Annotated in this window: 15 protein-coding genes; 8 read left to right on the top strand and 7 right to left on the bottom strand. The window is 49.0% G+C overall.

The features are described 5' to 3' along the window. Window positions 1-24 precede the first annotated feature (24 nt). Window positions 25-1,029 (top strand): PfkB family carbohydrate kinase, encoded by a 1,005-nt coding sequence (locus WBM30_RS00300; protein WP_424898854.1) that lies wholly within the window; start codon window positions 25-27, stop codon window positions 1,027-1,029. Between the two features lie 88 nt (window positions 1,030-1,117). Here WBM30_RS00300 and WBM30_RS00295 read toward each other — a convergent pair whose 3' ends face one another. The 6 genes from WBM30_RS00295 to aroE all read right to left on the bottom strand — a co-directional run bounded on the left by WBM30_RS00295 (window position 1,118) and on the right by aroE (window position 4,885). Further along, window positions 1,118-1,342, bottom strand: coding sequence for a hypothetical protein (locus WBM30_RS00295; protein ID WP_424898853.1), 225 nt, complete (start codon window positions 1,340-1,342; stop codon window positions 1,118-1,120). Between the two features lie 19 nt (window positions 1,343-1,361). Continuing rightward, entirely contained in the window at window positions 1,362-1,805 is a 444-nt protein-coding gene (locus tag WBM30_RS00290) for a hypothetical protein (RefSeq protein WP_424898852.1), read from the bottom strand. Window positions 1,806-1,814: 9 nt separating this feature from the next. Further along, window positions 1,815-2,525, bottom strand: a complete 711-nt coding sequence (locus WBM30_RS00285) for a hypothetical protein (RefSeq protein WP_424898851.1) — start codon at window positions 2,523-2,525, stop codon at window positions 1,815-1,817. Window positions 2,526-2,682: 157 nt separating this feature from the next. After that, window positions 2,683-3,543 (bottom strand): prephenate dehydrogenase, encoded by an 861-nt coding sequence (locus WBM30_RS00280; RefSeq protein ID WP_424898850.1) that lies wholly within the window; start codon window positions 3,541-3,543, stop codon window positions 2,683-2,685. Continuing rightward, window positions 3,527-4,057, bottom strand: a complete 531-nt coding sequence (locus WBM30_RS00275; RefSeq protein ID WP_424898848.1) for a shikimate kinase — start codon at window positions 4,055-4,057, stop codon at window positions 3,527-3,529. Before WBM30_RS00275 ends, WBM30_RS00280 begins: the two co-directional genes overlap by 17 nt. A gap of 18 nt (window positions 4,058-4,075) precedes the next feature. Continuing rightward, window positions 4,076-4,885, bottom strand: a complete 810-nt coding sequence (aroE, locus tag WBM30_RS00270) for a shikimate dehydrogenase (protein WP_424898847.1) — start codon at window positions 4,883-4,885, stop codon at window positions 4,076-4,078. Between the two features lie 446 nt (window positions 4,886-5,331). On the opposite strand from aroE, the gene aroF reads away from it, so the two are divergent. The 7 genes from aroF (at window position 5,332) to WBM30_RS00235 (ending at window position 12,394) form a co-directional block, all read left to right on the top strand. Then, complete coding sequence (gene aroF, locus WBM30_RS00265; protein ID WP_424898846.1) at window positions 5,332-6,357, top strand: 3-deoxy-7-phosphoheptulonate synthase; 1,026 nt, start codon at window positions 5,332-5,334, stop codon at window positions 6,355-6,357. 48 nt (window positions 6,358-6,405) lie between these two features. Continuing rightward, complete coding sequence (aroB, locus tag WBM30_RS00260) at window positions 6,406-7,479, top strand: 3-dehydroquinate synthase (RefSeq protein WP_424898845.1); 1,074 nt, start codon at window positions 6,406-6,408, stop codon at window positions 7,477-7,479. A 58-nt stretch (window positions 7,480-7,537) separates the two neighbouring features. Further along, window positions 7,538-8,833 (top strand): 3-phosphoshikimate 1-carboxyvinyltransferase, encoded by a 1,296-nt coding sequence (aroA, locus tag WBM30_RS00255; protein ID WP_424898844.1) that lies wholly within the window; start codon window positions 7,538-7,540, stop codon window positions 8,831-8,833. Next, complete coding sequence (gene aroC / locus WBM30_RS00250) at window positions 8,830-9,927, top strand: chorismate synthase (protein ID WP_424898843.1); 1,098 nt, start codon at window positions 8,830-8,832, stop codon at window positions 9,925-9,927. Before aroA ends, aroC begins: the two co-directional genes overlap by 4 nt. A 20-nt stretch (window positions 9,928-9,947) precedes the next feature. Then, window positions 9,948-11,093: a prephenate dehydratase gene (gene pheA, locus WBM30_RS00245; RefSeq protein ID WP_424898842.1), complete on the top strand. Its 1,146-nt coding sequence runs from the start codon at window positions 9,948-9,950 to the stop codon at window positions 11,091-11,093. 122 nt (window positions 11,094-11,215) lie between these two features. After that, window positions 11,216-11,740 (top strand): transcription repressor NadR, encoded by a 525-nt coding sequence (locus WBM30_RS00240; protein WP_424898841.1) that lies wholly within the window; start codon window positions 11,216-11,218, stop codon window positions 11,738-11,740. Between the two features lie 96 nt (window positions 11,741-11,836). Continuing rightward, window positions 11,837-12,394, top strand: coding sequence for a hypothetical protein (locus WBM30_RS00235; protein ID WP_424898840.1), 558 nt, complete (start codon window positions 11,837-11,839; stop codon window positions 12,392-12,394). A 93-nt stretch (window positions 12,395-12,487) separates the two neighbouring features. Here the strand turns inward: WBM30_RS00235 and WBM30_RS00230 are convergent, their stop codons facing one another. Next, complete coding sequence (locus WBM30_RS00230) at window positions 12,488-13,114, bottom strand: carbonic anhydrase (protein ID WP_424898839.1); 627 nt, start codon at window positions 13,112-13,114, stop codon at window positions 12,488-12,490. Window positions 13,115-13,116: the final 2 nt, after the last annotated feature.

The following is a 13,116-nucleotide window of genomic DNA, read 5'->3' as shown; positions in this document are numbered from 1 at the left end:
ATATAATCGGGAGCGTGCGAGAAGATGAGTAAAATTTTGACGTTGGGTGAAATCATGTTACGCCTATCAACAGATCCAGGAACATTGATGACCTATTCCACAAATTTCACAGGGCATTACGGCGGTGGGGAAGCGAACGTCGGCATCAGTCTGGCGAATTTTGGACATGAAGTGGCTTTCGCAAGCAAAGTGCCGGCCAATCCGTTGGGGGTTGCAGTCCGGAAACATCTGAAAAGCTACGGAATTTGCACAGCCTTGCTGAGAAAAGGTGGCGAACGCCTCGGCACCTACTATTTGGAAAGTGGCGTTGGCGAACGTGCCGCTTCGGTGGTCTATGACCGCGCCCATTCAAGTTTCTCGAGCATGGAAGCCTTGGAATGGGATTTCGACGAGCTATTCGAGGACGTGAACCTGTTCCATATTTCCGGTGTCACTGCCGCTCTCACCAAGGATTGGGCCGCATGGTCGGTCGATTTGGTGCGGGAAGCGAAAAGACGCGGGATCAAAGTCAGTTTCGACATCAATTACCGCGCCAAACTATGGACGCAGGCCGAATGCGGGGCTTTTCTTCAGCAAGTCTTGCCGTTGACTGATTATCTTTCTGCAGGCAAATTAGATGCCTTGTATCTGATTGGGATTCCAGAAAATACGAGCGAACAGGAAGATGTGACTTATTATTACGAGAAGATGGCGGAAAAATATCCGAACATCGAAGTTTTCTACTCCACAATCCGTCAGGTGCATTCCGCCAGCCACAATGTGCTCCAAGGGACGATGTGGCGCAAAGGGGAAACGACCTTCTCAAACGTGCATACAATCACACCGATCGTTGACCGGGTAGGCGGAGGGGATGCTTATGCGGCAGGGGTTCTGCACGGTATTCTTTCTGGGTATACAGCGGAGCATACCGTCGATTTCGCGATCGCCGCATCCAGTATGAAGCACACGATCCATGGCGACTGCAACCAGTTTTCTGCCGAAGAAGTTGAAGATTTCATGAGGTCCGAGTCCGGCGCGATCAAACGATAAGAAAATACATATTAAAAAGGCAAGCGTTCGGTCAAAAAACCGAATGCTTGCCTTTTTTGTCGACTGTACCGTGGCAATGATTTTAAAATCAGATGAATTCGCTGTCGTATTGCTTCTCCAACAGTTTCATTTCATGGTGACTCACTTGGTCGAGCGTCATGAAAGCCAACAACAAGTTGAAGTCGTCGCGGGCTTCCGGATCGGCGGCATCCCAGATGAGCGTATGCGCCGCCTCGTCCTCATCGAGATCCTCCGAAAGATCGACCATGTTGTTGCGCCATTTGATGTATGCTTCGTATTGTCCAGGTTTCATATTATTTCCTCGCTTTTCTTTATTTCATAATGTAAATCATTTCGATTTCGCGTTTTTCAAGATCGGTTCCGCGCTTCATGAAGCCGGCGTTTTCGAGCGTTTCACGTCCCCATTGGTTGCCGATCTGGATCGATGCCTGCAGCAGTGTGCAGTCGAATTGCGTCTCGATCCATTTTGCAATCTCCCTTAGGCTTTCGGAACCGTAACTTTTGGATTGGAAGGGGTGGCCGATCATGAACTGTTCGAGCGTCATGATTGCTGTCTTCGACTCTCTTTTGACGAACGCCAAGCCGACCAGATCTTCCCCTGCATAAAGGGAGATCGGGAATAATTCTTGCGGTTGGACATAAGCCAACGCAAACATTTCCGCATTTGGGCGGATGTATTTGCGCTGCCAATCATCCACGCTCAACGCAAGCGCGGCCTCGATATTGTCTTGTGAAAGGTTATGTATAGTGATCATTTTTTGCTCCTAGTCCGTTTCGTTATTTTTGGTTTCCGTATCGAAGGTGATGAGATAAGCCTCAAGCCAATTACCGCTGCTCTTCAAGGCGAAGTAGCCCAAGGTAGCGACAATCGCTGCGGCGGTGCAGTTCACGATCAGGTCACCCATCGTATCCAATAAGGCCGCCTGCCCTATCAGCGGGACGCCCTCGATCGTCATGGTTCGTTGCGTATTCTGGCCCAGGACGCTGTCGGCGAAAAATTCATAAAATTCCCAAAGCACACCAATTGTTGTTGCCAGGCAGAAAGAAAAAAGCGAAGATAAGACCGGTGTCAGGTTCAATCTTTGGACGCCTCCCTCTTGCAGATTAGCGATGACGGAAAATCCGAGCACCCCAAATAAAGCAGAACTCAAGGCATGCTGGATGGTATCCCATTCGGCAACCGTGTCATAGAACCCGCCAAGACTGCCCAACAAGAGAGCCAAATAGAGAAACACAGCATAGATAAAGGTGATTCTCTGAGGTAAGAGGATGCGCGTATGTTTCCGCAGGAGCGAAGGAAAGAGCAAGGCGACCAGTCCGAAGCCGACTTGAACAAGCCGCAGAAAATGCTCAGCTTGCTTCTCGGTGCCTCTCGTTTGGATGAACCGCACAAATTCATACCCAGTGATCAGGATGAAGCTCGCAAAGATGAACAGGATTACAGCATAACTGAATTTTTTCAGCGTTTCACGCATGGTTTTTCAGCCTTCTTTCATATATTCAGCGCATATATCATCTACTCTCATTTTAGTCGACTTCAGCGGGAATCGCAACTTGTCAAGCCACTTTATGCCGCAAAAAAGGATGCCATAACGGCATCCTTTTTGCAGCGAGCAAAAATCAAATAGGTGTTTATCTATCAAATTTTTCCCGACGCTTGGTAGATTTTATGAAAAGTTGCTTAAGAGCCACACTGTCGTCGTTCTTGATGGCCGCCTTGATCAGGTCGAGCTGATCCTCGAACGTCTGGATGCTCTTCAGCAAATACTCTTTGTTCTCTAGGAAAAGTTCACTCCACAGGTCCTCATTGATCTTGGCGATCCGAGTCAATTCGCGGTAACTGTCACCGGTGAATTTTTCTGTTTCGCGGCCTTCAACATCGCTATTGACCAAAGCCACTGCGATCGCGTGCGGCAACTGGCTGGTGAAAGCGATCATTTCGTCATGGTAGTCGGCAGAGATGCGCGTAATCCGACCGAAGCCCATCTCCATGATCAAAGCTTCCATAAAAGCAAGATTCTCCTCTTTGTTGGACGGGAGTGGCGTCAGGATATAATTCGCATTTTTGTAAACGGAACTGCTGGCGAAATCGATGCCTTTTTTTTCGCGTCCGGCCATCGGATGACCGAAGACAAAGTCGATTGAGGCAGGCAAAACCGATAGGATATCCTCGATGAAGAATTTTTTGACGCCAGTCGCATCCGTCAGAATCGATCCCGGTTTGAAATGATCCTTATGAGTGACGATGAAATCATGCACGAGACGGGGATAGAGCGAAAAAATCACCAAATCGGATTGCGGCAGGATATCTTTCCCATCCTGATAGCCCTCCTTGATGAGTTGCTGAACTTTGGCTTTGTCCAGAGTCGCCTGATCGATGTCGATTCCGTAAAGATTACGGTAGCCGGCATCGTGAAGGGCCATCGCGAAGGACCCCCCGATTACGCCCAGGCCGACGATTGTGATATTCAGCTCCTTATTCAGGGGTGTCATGGGCGTTGCCTTCCTTTCCTGCTCCAGTGTGGCGCGCGATGATTTCCGCAGCGAGCTCTTCCAACGGTTTATCGTTCTTGACGACGAAATCAGCAGCGTCTTGGTAAAGGCTCTCGCGTTCGGCCTTCAGCGCATAGATCCGTTCGAATCCGTCCTTCAGCAGCGGCCGATGTGAAACTTCGATGTCGTGCGTGATGTCTTCGACTGCCCGGTCGATGTAGTAGACTGTGCCGTTCTTTTTTAAGGCCACGATGTTTTCGTTGCGTTTGACGACACCACCGCCCGTGCTCACGATCGTATCCTCGAAATTGGCAATTTCTTTATAGGCATCCGACTCGATGCTGCGGAAATAGTCCTCTCCGATTTGGAAGAGGTCAGTGATGCTTTTACCGGTTTTCTCCTCAATGAAGGCATCCGAATCGATGAAACGGTAACCGATTATATTGCTCAATAATTTCCCTAAAGTCGTCTTGCCTGCGCCAGGCAGTCCGATCAGGATGATATTTTTTCCCAAATCCTTCACCTATTCCCGTTATGATGTTATTTTTTCATAGATTTCTTGGTTCAATGTCAGTTCGAAAGGCCGTTCCAGCCAGATTTCCTGGGATTTGATACCTTGATGCACCAACATTTCCAATCCGTTGCAGGTTTTCAGACCGGCCGTTTTTGCCAAACGGAGGAATTCCGTTTCCTGAGGGTTGTAGATGAGGTCTACGGCTGCGCGGAATTGACGGATCACTTCCAATGGTACCGCACTGAGGCCAATGTTGTCAGGGAACATACCAAGCGGTGTCGTGTTTATGATGAGATCGCCTGAAATGTCGGCTATCTCATCATAACTCATCAAGGAGATGCGCGGATCGTCCGGGATATCAGTCAGGGAGCCTTTTTTTCGTGAAACGATGATAATCTTATTGATGCCGTTATCAAGCAAATATAAAACGACTGCTTTGGCGGAACCGCCGAAACCCAAAACCATGGCTGTGTTGTTTTCGATTGTGATGTCGTGCGAAGCCAACATGGTTCCGAATCCGTAATAATCGGTATTAGCACCGTACAGTTTACCGTCTTTTACCTTGATTGTGTTGACTGCACCGATGCGCACCGCTTCGGGTGTGATTTCGTCCAAGTAAGGCATCACCGTCTGTTTGTAGGGAATCGTCACGTTGACGCCGACAAACTGAAGCACGCGGATCCCTTCGATCGCCGCTTCCAACGCGTCAGGGGGCAGTTCAATATGTTTATAACCGGCATTCATACCGATCAGATCGAAAAAAGTCGAATGGATTCTTTCTGAATAACTGTGGCTCAGATGTTCGCCGAATAATCCGAAAAATTGCATCAAGTTTCACTCCTTTTAGGAAAGTGTAGATTATTGCCATGTAAATTTCAATACCCAGTTTAAATTAAAAAAAAATTAAAAAAACTATTGCAATGATTAGAGTGTTTGTTATAATGATGGAAATCAGACGTTTTCATTATGAGTTCAGCTGATTAAATGATACACAAGAGAAGAGGTCATCCGATGGGTTCCACGCATGCTATCAATCTTTTACAAACAAACTTTTACTTTACATTCTGGGGCTTCTATTTTAGCGCTGGATATTTTGTTTGGAAAAAATTGCATAGAGCGAATATGAGAAACATCAAGGGATGCGAGAAATAGGTTGCAGGACGGATTGTCAGGCAACAGCATTTTTGGATAACGAAGCTTAACGCGGTGCTCATATAACATGGGCACCGCTTTTTATTTTTTTAAAAGCAAAAACATACTAGGAGGAACAAGACATGATCATCATTTTGAAGAAAACTGCCAAAAAAGAGGAAATCGACGAACTGACAAAACGCTTAACGGATAAAGGGGTCATCGTGAGCCCGGTAATCGGCGAAACAATGACTATTTTGGGCTTGGTAGGGGACACTTCGAAAGTATCGATGGACACTATTCAGCAACATCATATCGTTGAACGCGTATTGAAAGTTCAGGAGCCTTACAAAAAGGCCAACCGCAAATTCCATCCGGACGATACGGTTGTCGAAATCGACGGCCAACGCATCGGTAACGGCTACTTCGGCGTGATCGCAGGTCCTTGTTCCGTTGAAGGCGAAGAACAGATCATCAGCATCGCGCAACGCGCAAAAGCTGCAGGTGCTAACTTCCTCCGCGGTGGAGCTTTCAAACCGCGTACATCCCCATACAGCTTCCAAGGTTTGGAATTGGAAGGCTTGCGTTTGTTGAAATTGGCGAAGGAAGCGACGGGCTTGCCGATCGTAACCGAATTGATGTCAACAAAATTCGTTGATGCGTTCGAGGCGGATGTCGATATGATCCAAATCGGTGCCCGCAACATGCAAAATTTCGATCTTTTGAAGGAAGTCGGCAAGACAAAGACGCCAGTTTTGTTGAAACGCGGCCTATCCGCAACTTACGAAGAATGGTTGATGTCTGCTGAATACATCATGTCCGAAGGGAACGAAAACGTCATCCTTTGCGAACGCGGCATCCGTACATTTGAAACGGAAACACGCAATACATTGGATATCCAAGCCGTTCCGGTCATCCAAAAATTATCCCATTTGCCGATCATCATCGATCCAAGTCATGCCGGCGGTTCAGCTTACTTGGTGCCATCCATGTCCAAATCCGCAGTCATGTCCGGCGCGAACGGTCTGATGGTCGAAATCCACCACGATCCTGAGAACGCATGGAGTGATGGCCAACAGTGCCTGAACCCGAATGAGTTCGATGAGTTGATGGCTGTCGTAAAACAATTGATTGCCATTGAAGGAAAGCATTTGGATGCGGTAAAATAAAGGAAGAACTTTCCTTAAAACAACGAAATCTTAATGAGGAGTGAGACAATGGCTGAATTACATGTAGGACTCGGCAAAAACAGCTATACGATCCTGATCGAAAATGGCTTGCGCCACCGTCTTCCGGAAGAAATCAAAAAAATCTACAGCGGCAAGAAAATTGCCATCATCACGGACCATAACGTCAATGCGCACTACGGTTCCCAATTGGAGAAAGGGCTGCAGGCTGCAGGCTTCGAAACGCTTGTTGTTGCCTTGCCGGCCGGCGAGCAGACGAAAGATTTCCAGATGCTGCCCCTGATATATGAACAATTGTTGGATTTCCAACTCAACCGCAGTGAACTGATCATTGCCTTGGGTGGTGGCGTCATTGGGGATCTTGCAGGCTTTGCGGCTGCCAGCTTCCTGCGCGGCGTGCCTTTCATCCAGATTCCGACTTCCTTGTTGGCCCAAGTGGACAGCAGCATCGGCGGCAAGGTCGGCGTCGATCTGGCAAGAGGGAAGAATCTGGTTGGGGCTTTCAATCAACCGAAGAAAGTGTTCATCGATCCGGAAATGCTGAACACGTTGTCGGACCACTTTTTCCGCGACGGTCTCGGGGAAGTCATCAAATACGGCTGCATCAAGGACGCCGAATTCTTCAGTTTCCTGCAGACGCTGCATACCCGCGAAGAGATGATGGCGCACATCGAAAAGATCCTCTACACGTGCTGCGACATCAAGCGCAGAGTCGTGGAAGAGGACGAAAAGGACACCGGCGAACGGATGCTGCTGAACTTTGGCCACACGATTGCTCATGCTTTGGAGACCTATACCAATTATGCGAAATATTCGCACGGTGAAGCGGTGGCTATCGGCATGGTCGCAATCACACGCCTTTCCGAGAAAAAAGGCTTCACACAACCTGGTACGGCCGCTGCAATCGAAGCATTGGCGAAACAAATCGGCTTGCCTACGGAACTGCATATGGAAGAAGTTGATTTAGATAGCTTGTTGGCGATCATGACGTTGGACAAAAAGAATTTGGACGACCATCTGAAAGTCATCCTGTTGAAGGAAATCGGCAACAGCTATGTTCAGGATGAAACCATCGCCTTCTTTGATGAACTGGAGAACATGTAGAGCTATACTATAGAAGAAACAGAAGAAACAAAATCGAAGAAATAACAGGAGGATTACCATGGATTTGACGATACAGCCACATAAACTATCGGGAACAGTGACTGTCCCGCCTTCAAAGAGTTTGGCGCACCGTGCGGTCATCTGTGCCGCGCTTTCCGACGGCACCTGCAAGATCGATAACATCGCGCTTTCGGATGACATCATCGCAACTACGGAGGCCATGAAGGCATTCGGAGCAATCATTGAGCAGGATGGCAGCACTTTGACGATCACTGGTGCGGGACAATGCATTACAGAAGCAAAAGCTGATGAGAACGCAACAACCGCTGAACATCTGATCGATTGCAATGAATCCGGTTCGACGTTGCGCTTTGTCGTACCGATTTCGACGCTTTTCCAAGGCGCGAGCCGCTTCATCGGTAGAGGTAATCTGGGCAAACGACCTTTGACTATCTTCTATGATATTTTCGAAGAACAAGGTATCTCTTACAAACCCACTGAAGGCGAACTTGATTTGGTCGTGGACGGCAACCTGAAACCGGGGCACTTCTCATTTCCTGGAAATGTCAGCTCGCAATTCATCACGGGTCTTTTGTTCACACTGCCGTTGTTGGGCGGGGATTCGCTCATCACGATCACGACGCCGCTTGAATCGATCGGCTATATCGATTTGACGTTGGATGTCATGAGCGCTTTCGGTGTAACCATCGAAAACGAAGGCCATCAACTCTTCCGGATCAAGGGTGGACAATCCTACAAAGCGACGGATTACCGCGTCGAAGGGGATTATTCCCAAGCGGCCTTCTTCCTGTGCGCAGACGCATTGGGTAACGACCTGTTGGTGGACGATCTGTCGATGGATTCCCTGCAGGGTGACCGCGCTGTCGTCTCCATTTTGGAAGCAATGGGCGTCTCTTTCGAGCAGCAAGGCAACGGCTTGATCGGCACGGCAACAAATGGGCTGCACGGTACTCTGATCGATGCGGCGCAATGCCCGGACATCATTCCGGTAGTCGCGTTGACGGCTTGCCTGAGCGAAGGCAAAACCGAAATCATCAATGCAGGCAGACTGCGGATCAAAGAATGCGATCGTTTGGAAGCTACGGCCAGCGTATTGAAGAAACTGGGCGCTGACATCGAAGAACTTCCGGAAGGCCTGCTGATCCACGGCGTCAAATCGCTGAAGGGTGGAGAAACAGTCTGGAGCTACAAGGACCACCGCATTGCTATGATGTTGGCGATTGCTGCGACAGTCTGCGAACAACCGATCACGGTTACGGATGCCGAGTGCGTTTCAAAATCGTATCCGAATTTTTGGGAAGACTATAAAGCAATAGGGGGCAAGATATTATGAGTGGTGTATTTGGGAATAAATTAAAGGTATCCATCTTCGGTGAATCACATGGTTCCGCAATCGGCGTCACCATCGACGGTCTGCCGCCAGGCCATAAGATCGATATGGATAACGTTCTGCAGGAAATGAAACGCAGAGCGCCGGGGCAAGGGGCTTTGACGACGCCAAGGAAAGAAAAAGATCAGCCTGAAATCTTGAGTGGCTACTTCAACGACATGACGACAGGCAGCCCGCTTGCGGCAATCATCCGCAACAGCGACACGCGTTCCAAAGACTACGGCCAGATGAAAAAATTGATGCGTCCCGGCCAGGCCGACTACCCTGGCTATGTCCGTTACGACGGCTTCAACGATTACCGCGGCAGCGGCCATTTCTCCGGCCGGATCACGGCACCGCTAGTGTTTGCTGGCGCAATCGCGAAACAATTGCTTGAAAAGCAAGGCATCACAATCGGCGGCCACGTGAAAAGCGTAGCCAAAATCCAGGATGACAGCTTCCTGAACACGGAAGTCACACCTGAAATGCTGAAAAGCTTTGCAAATAAAGAACTGCCGTTGTTGAACGAGTCGCTTGAAGAGGAAATGCGCAATCTGATCCGCGAAGCAAAAGCCAGCGGCGATTCCGTTGGTGGAACCGCAGAAATTTGTGTATTGGGCATCCCTGCAGGAGTCGGCAATCCGTTCTTTGATTCCGTTGAGTCCGTTCTGGCGCATATTCTTTTCTCCGTGCCTGCCATCAAAGGCTTGGAGTTCGGAAGCGGCTTCGGCATCGCAGAAATGCTTGGATCGGAAGCGAATGATTCCTATTATTATGACGGTGACCAGATCAAGACCCGCACGAACCATAACGGCGGTATTTTAGGCGGCATCACGGACGGCATGCCGATCATCTACAAAGTGGCAATCAAGCCGCCAGCTTCCATCACGAAGTTGCAGCAGACCATCAATATCGAGGACAAAACGGATGCGGAATTATCGGTTGAAGGCAGACACGATCCGATCATCGTGCCGCGCGCCATTCCTGTATTGGAAGCCGTGACGGCGATCGCGATCCTGGATCTGCTGTTGGATTCCAAATTCTATAAATACGACTGAGAACGGAGTGGAAGGCGAGTATGACGGATTTAGAAGACTATCGCAAAGAGTTGGATGCCATTGATCAGGAGCTTGTGGCTTTGTTCGAAAAACGGATGCACATTTCCCAAGCTATCGGCAATTATAAGCTGGTGCATGATTTGCCCATCTTTGACGAAGGCCGTGAGCAGCGCGTCGTGGAAAGGAATCTTACCCATCTGAAGAGTGAGGAGTTTGCGGTGCAGACCCATCATTTCTTGGATACGATCATGGATCTTTCGAAAGAAGTCCAAAAGGATGTCCGGGCGGCTTCGAATGATTATGAGCAGATTTTTGCGATCCACGATCCAAAAGAGCACGCGCAGATTGGTTATTTCGGGGAAACGGGCTCGTTCTGTGAAGAAGCGATGTTGGCTTATTTCAAGGAAGCGCCCCGCGATCCGAAAAACTACCATACCTTTGAATCGCTGTTTATTGGTATCCAGAACGGGGAAATCGATTACGGCGTTCTGCCAGTTGAAAACTCTTCTACTGGTGCGATTTCTCAAGTGCTCGATCTGTTGTACAAATATGGTCTATCCATAGTGGGTGAGCAATACATCAAAATCGAGCAGCATCTGATCGGCCTGGAAGGGACCGGTTTGGATCAGATCGAGGAAGTCTATTCGCACCCGCAAGGTTTCCAGCAATCCACCGATTATTTCAAGGACCATGAGCAGTGGCGTCAGATTCCTTTCCACAGCACATCCGACAGCGCGAAAATGGTGAAGGACTCCGGAGATGCGCATAAAGGCGCCATCGCCAGCAGAAGGGCCGCACAGATCCATGGCCTCGCCATCTTGGCGGAGAGCATCCAGAATCAGAGTGAAAACACGACCCGTTTCATCATCGTCGGCAAGGATCTTGAGTCGAATCCTCGTTGCAACAAAGTTAGCGTGGTGTTCTCTTTGGACAACCAAGCCGGGACCCTGTTCAAGCTGCTGCGTCATTTCGCAAGGTATCACATCAACCTGATCAAAATCGAATCCCGACCTGTTGAAGGGGAGAAATGGGAGTACTTGCTGTACTTGGATTTCGAAGGCAACATCGTCGACGAAAACGTCCATGAAGCCCTGCGCTTCATCCACCGGAGCAGCGTCTATTTCCGCTTGTTGGGCTGCTATATGGCCGCTACCGAAAACAAATAAGAAAAGCCAGCAATGACTGCCTTGTGCGGCGCGTTGCTGGCTTTTTGTTTTTTCGATTCTTGCAGTCCGGGGCAAAAATAGGTACTATAAAGAAGAGAACGCGTTACGGAAGGGTGAGTTTATTGAAAGCAGCAGAGAGACGAAATGAAATCATCAAATTATTGGAAGCCACGGATCAACCGGTGAATGCCACCCAACTGGCTGAAATGTTATCGGTCAGCCGTCAGGTCATCGTGGGCGATATCGCGTTGATCCGCGCCAAGGGGATCGATATCCTGGCAACGCCGCGGGGCTATCTGTCCGCGAATGCATTCAAGAGCGAAGGGAGCCTGTTTACAGGCAAAATTGCCTGCCAGCACTCGCAAGCCGACACAGTCACGGAACTTAACATCATCGTGGACAATGGCGGCGAGGCCGTGGATGTTCAGGTTGAGCATCCCGTTTATGGCACCTTGACCGGTGAATTGCATATCCGCTCGCGCCATGATGTCATCGATTTTATGAAAAAAATCGCATCAAATGAAGCAGCGATGCTGTCTTCGCTGACGGGGGGCGTGCATCTGCATACACTTGCCTGCAAGGATGAAGACACCTTCCTGCGCATCAAAAAGGAACTGCAGGAAGCGGGGATCCTCTATTCCGGGTGAAAATGCATGAAAATAAGCTTGACAACTCCTGAAAAGATTATATAATATATTACAACTGTCAAGACAGTTGTAAATATCTTTGGAGGGATTGGCCAAATGAATACACGTACACAAACGAAACACATTACGATAGCTGCTCTACTGATTGCGATAGGGATTCTGATACCGATGATTTCCCCTTTGAAAATAATTCTGGAACCGGCATCCTTCACCTTGGCTAGCCATGTGGCGACGATGATTGCTATGTTCCTTTCGCCCGGCATCGCGGTTGCGGTTGCCTTTGGAACTGCTGTAGGCTTCATGTTGGGCGGCTTTCCGTTGGTCGTAGTCCTGCGTGCGGCAACGCACATGATCTTTTCTTATGTCGGTGCAAAGTATATCCAAAAGCACCCGGAAATGGCCCATGATATCAAAAAATCGTTGCTGTTCAGCTTGGTTCTGGGTGTATTGCATGCTGGCTGTGAGGTTATCGTCGTGAGCCTGTTCTACTTTGCAGGAAACCTTACGACAGCTTATTACGACAAAGGACTGATTTCTTCCGTCATGCTGCTGGTCGGCGTCGGAACCGTCATCCACAGCATGGTCGATTACTGGTTGGCTCAAATCGTCTGGAAAACGGTCGGCAAAAAAGCTCTGCCTTTACGCTCTGTGTAGATCGGAAAACGAATCAAATGAAAAGGACGCATCCCGGATTTAATTGCGGGATGCGTCCTTTTTCTGTGCGTGACATTCATTCTTCAAATTTGCTCAACCGTTTCCCAACAAAAATTCGCCTTTATCGCGGTCGTAGATGAAAACTTCACCGGTCTCGATGATGTAGTGCCACCCGCTGATTTTCAGCTTGCCTTCCCTCATTTTTTTGGCTATGTAAGGAAAAGTTATCAAATGCTTCAGCTGCTCCACGACATTGCCTTGCTCCATCATCCAAGCCCGTGCTTCGGGTTCGGATTCCGGGATTTCCTTTAGGACACGGTCGCGAACCGGATGGATCAGTTCCAGCCATTTGCGGGTGTGCGGCAACTCCTCCAGTTTGCCTTCGGGATGCAGGCAAGCAGCACAGCCGCCGCAGTTGGAATGGCCACAGATGATGATGTTCTCTACGCCTAGTGCGAGCACGGCATACTCGATGGCGGATGTTGTTGCCACGTATTCAGTAGTCATCCGATAAGGCGGCACGATGTTGGCGATGTTGCGGACGATGAACAATTCGCCTGGTAACGTTCCGGTGATCATATTTGGATCGATACGTGAATCAGAACAGGAAATAAAGAGGGTATGCGGTTTCTGGGATGCTTTTAAACCCTTGAACAGCTCACGATGAGATTCAAAATCCCCTCTTCTGAAATTGACGATACCTTCTAATAACTTTTCCATGC

It is taken from the genome of Trichococcus sp. (assembly GCF_049684335.1).
In the GTDB taxonomy this organism is placed as follows: Bacteria; Bacillota; Bacilli; order Lactobacillales; family Aerococcaceae; genus Trichococcus.
The sequence above is the reverse complement of the archived record's forward strand: the minus strand, read 5'-3'. Positions and strand labels throughout refer to the sequence as shown.

Excerpts from the sequence above, each read along its gene's own strand:
- WBM30_RS00300 (WP_424898854.1), top strand. The coding sequence starts at position 25 with ATGAGTAAAATTTTGACGTTGGGTGAAATCATGTTACGCCTATCAACA.
- WBM30_RS00295 (WP_424898853.1), bottom strand. The coding sequence starts at position 1,342 with ATGAAACCTGGACAATACGAAGCATACATCAAATGGCGCAACAACATG.
- WBM30_RS00290 (WP_424898852.1), bottom strand. The coding sequence starts at position 1,805 with ATGATCACTATACATAACCTTTCACAAGACAATATCGAGGCCGCGCTT.
- WBM30_RS00285 (WP_424898851.1), bottom strand. The coding sequence starts at position 2,525 with ATGCGTGAAACGCTGAAAAAATTCAGTTATGCTGTAATCCTGTTCATC.
- WBM30_RS00280 (WP_424898850.1), bottom strand. The coding sequence starts at position 3,543 with ATGACACCCCTGAATAAGGAGCTGAATATCACAATCGTCGGCCTGGGC.
- aroE (WP_424898847.1), bottom strand. The coding sequence starts at position 4,885 with ATGCAATTTTTCGGATTATTCGGCGAACATCTGAGCCACAGTTATTCA.
- aroF (WP_424898846.1), top strand. The coding sequence starts at position 5,332 with ATGATCATCATTTTGAAGAAAACTGCCAAAAAAGAGGAAATCGACGAA.
- aroB (WP_424898845.1), top strand. The coding sequence starts at position 6,406 with ATGGCTGAATTACATGTAGGACTCGGCAAAAACAGCTATACGATCCTG.
- aroA (WP_424898844.1), top strand. The coding sequence starts at position 7,538 with ATGGATTTGACGATACAGCCACATAAACTATCGGGAACAGTGACTGTC.
- aroC (WP_424898843.1), top strand. The coding sequence starts at position 8,830 with ATGAGTGGTGTATTTGGGAATAAATTAAAGGTATCCATCTTCGGTGAA.
- pheA (WP_424898842.1), top strand. The coding sequence starts at position 9,948 with ATGACGGATTTAGAAGACTATCGCAAAGAGTTGGATGCCATTGATCAG.
- WBM30_RS00235 (WP_424898840.1), top strand. The coding sequence starts at position 11,837 with ATGAATACACGTACACAAACGAAACACATTACGATAGCTGCTCTACTG.
- WBM30_RS00230 (WP_424898839.1), bottom strand. The coding sequence starts at position 13,114 with ATGGAAAAGTTATTAGAAGGTATCGTCAATTTCAGAAGAGGGGATTTT.